The 2,223-nt window shown below is 69.2% G+C and carries 2 protein-coding genes; one reads left to right on the forward strand and one right to left on the reverse strand.

Annotated elements, in window-relative coordinates; translation table 11 throughout:
- Window positions 1-333 precede the first annotated feature (333 nt).
- Window positions 334-1,338 carry a stage II sporulation protein M gene (locus P1P75_RS41200; protein WP_319265091.1) on the reverse strand — a complete coding sequence of 335 codons (1,005 nt, stop codon included), beginning with the start codon at window positions 1,336-1,338 and terminating at the stop codon, window positions 334-336.
- A 128-nt stretch (window positions 1,339-1,466) separates the two neighbouring features.
- Between P1P75_RS41200 and P1P75_RS41205 the strand changes: the two genes are divergently transcribed.
- Window positions 1,467-2,223 (forward strand): RDD family protein (locus tag P1P75_RS41205; protein ID WP_319265094.1); only part of this gene is annotated, 757 nt, incomplete at its 3' end.

Raw genomic sequence — 2,223 nt, forward strand, 5'->3', positions numbered from 1 at the left:
CTTCGGTCTTGCGTTTCCGACTCTATCAGACCGTTTCCGGTTCCGATTTCCTCGGTGCTTTCCAGGTTCCCGCTTTTCTTTCGCGGTTTCCTTTCCGGCCGGTTCCGACTTTATCAGAAGTTCCGGGCCGGTCTGACCGGCCACTCATTTCCGATTCATCGGGGGGTGCTTCTGCGGAATCCAGTCCGAGAGGCTTTATAGATACTAACCCTGCCGCCGACCGGTTCAAGTCCAGTCCAGGCAACTGTTCGAATCTACCTCCCCGCACAACCCGTGTCAACGGGTTTTTTGGGGCGAGGAGGAGACTAGCAGTTCACCTGCCGTACATGCACATCAGGCGGCCGTCGGCACCGTGGCGCTGCGTTCGGCTGCTTCGACGTCGCCCGTGTCTCCCGCTCGGGCGGCCCTTCCGCCCAGGACGTACACGTAGGTGAGGAAGGCCAGCTCGGCCGTGATGCCGATGGTGATGCGGGCCCACGTGGGCAGGCCGGAGGGGGTGACGAAGCCTTCGATGGCGCCTGAGACGAAGAGGACGAGGGCCAGGCCGATGGCCATGCCGAGGGCGGCTCGGCCTTCCTCGGCCAGGGCGGTTCGGCGGCTGCGGGGGCCGGGATCGATGACGGTCCAGCCGAGGCGCAGGCCTGTGCCGGCGGCTACGAAGACCGCGGTCAGTTCGAGCAGGCCGTGCGGGAGGACCAGGCCGAGGAAGGTGTCGAGCCGGCCCGCCGAGGACATGAGGCCGATTCCGACACCGAGATTGAGCATGTTCTGGAAGAGGATCCAGAGGACGGGGACGCATAGGAAGACACCCAGGACCAGGCACATCGCGGCTGCCTGGGCGTTGTTCGTCCAGACCTGAGCGGCGAAGGACGCTGCGGGGTGGCTGGAGTAGTACGTCTCGTACTGGCCGCCGGGGCGGGTCAGCGCGTGCAGTTCGTCGGGGGCGGCTATCGAGGACTGGACTTCCGGATGGGTGCCGATCCACCAGCCCAGGAGGGCCGCGAGCGCTGTGGAGGCGAGGGCGGTGGGGACCCACCAGTGCCGGGAGCGGTAGACCGCGGCCGGGAAGCTGTGGGTGAGGAAGCGGGTGACGTCCCGCCAGGAGGCCCGGCGGGTTCCCGTCACGGCACTGCGCGCGCGTGCCACCAGCTGGCTGAGCCGGCCGATGAGCTGGGGGTCGGGAGCGCTCGACCGGAGGAGGGAGAGGTGGGTCGCGGTGCGCTGGTAGAGAGTGACGAGTTCGTCGGCCTCGGTACCCGTGAGGTTGCGGCGGCGCAGCAGGGTGTCGAGTCGGTCCCATTCGGCTCGGTGGGCGGAGACGAAGACGTCGAGGTCCATCGGGGTGCCTGCTCCTCGGCTGTTTCGTCGCGGGACCGGTCGGGGTCAGCTTGTCGTACTGCGGCGCGATGTGCCTTCAGCTTGGCAGACTGGCCGGTGTCGGGGCAGGTCAGGGAAGGGGTGCCGGCGTGAGCGAGTTGGTGACGGGTGAGGCGGTGGCGCTGGAGCTTCAGCCGGCCAGGCTGCCCAGCAGGGCGCTGGCCGTGTTGCTGGATCTGGCCGTGGTGCTGGTGGCCTATGTGGCGGTGAGTGTCGCGTTGCTGATGGCGACGGGGTCGCTGGACGAGGCGGCGCGGACCGCGGTGTCGATCGCCACGTTTCTGCTGGTTCTGGTGGGTGGTCCGATCGCGGTGGAGACCCTCAGTCATGGGCGTTCGCTGGGTAAGGCGGCGTGTGGGCTGCGGGTGGTGCGTGATGACGGGGGGCCGATCCGGTTCCGGCACGCGCTGGTGCGGGGTGCGCTCGGGGTGGTGGAGATTCTGCTGACGGCAGGGGTGGTGGCGTGCGTCGCCTCGCTGGTGTCGGCGCGGGGGCGTCGGCTGGGTGACGTGTTCGCGGGGACGCTGGTGGTGCGGGAGCGGGTGCCTGCCGCGCGGGTGGGTTTCGTGCCGCCTCCCCCGCCGTGGCTGGCCGGGAGGTTCTCGGGGCTCGATCTGTCGGCGGTGCCGGAGGGGCTGTGGTTGGCGGTCCGGCAGTACCTGGGGCGGATGAACCAGCTGGATCCGCAGGTGGGGTACGCGATGGCGGAGCGGTTGGCCGGTGATCTGGCGGAGCGTACGGGTGCCGCGGTGCCGACGGGGGTGCCGCCTGCCGCGTATCTGGCCGCGGTGGTGCAGGAGCGGCAGGTGCGGGAGGCGCGGCGGACGTTCGGGGGTGGTCCGGTGG

It is taken from the genome of Streptomyces sp. ID05-39B, from assembly GCF_033794725.1.
GTDB lineage: Bacteria > Actinomycetota > Actinomycetes > Streptomycetales > Streptomycetaceae > Streptomyces > Streptomyces bobili.

Bases quoted from the DNA above. Each gene is read 5' to 3' on its own strand.
- P1P75_RS41200 (WP_319265091.1), bottom strand. From the start codon at position 1,338: ATGGACCTCGACGTCTTCGTCTCCGCCCACCGAGCCGAATGGGACCGA.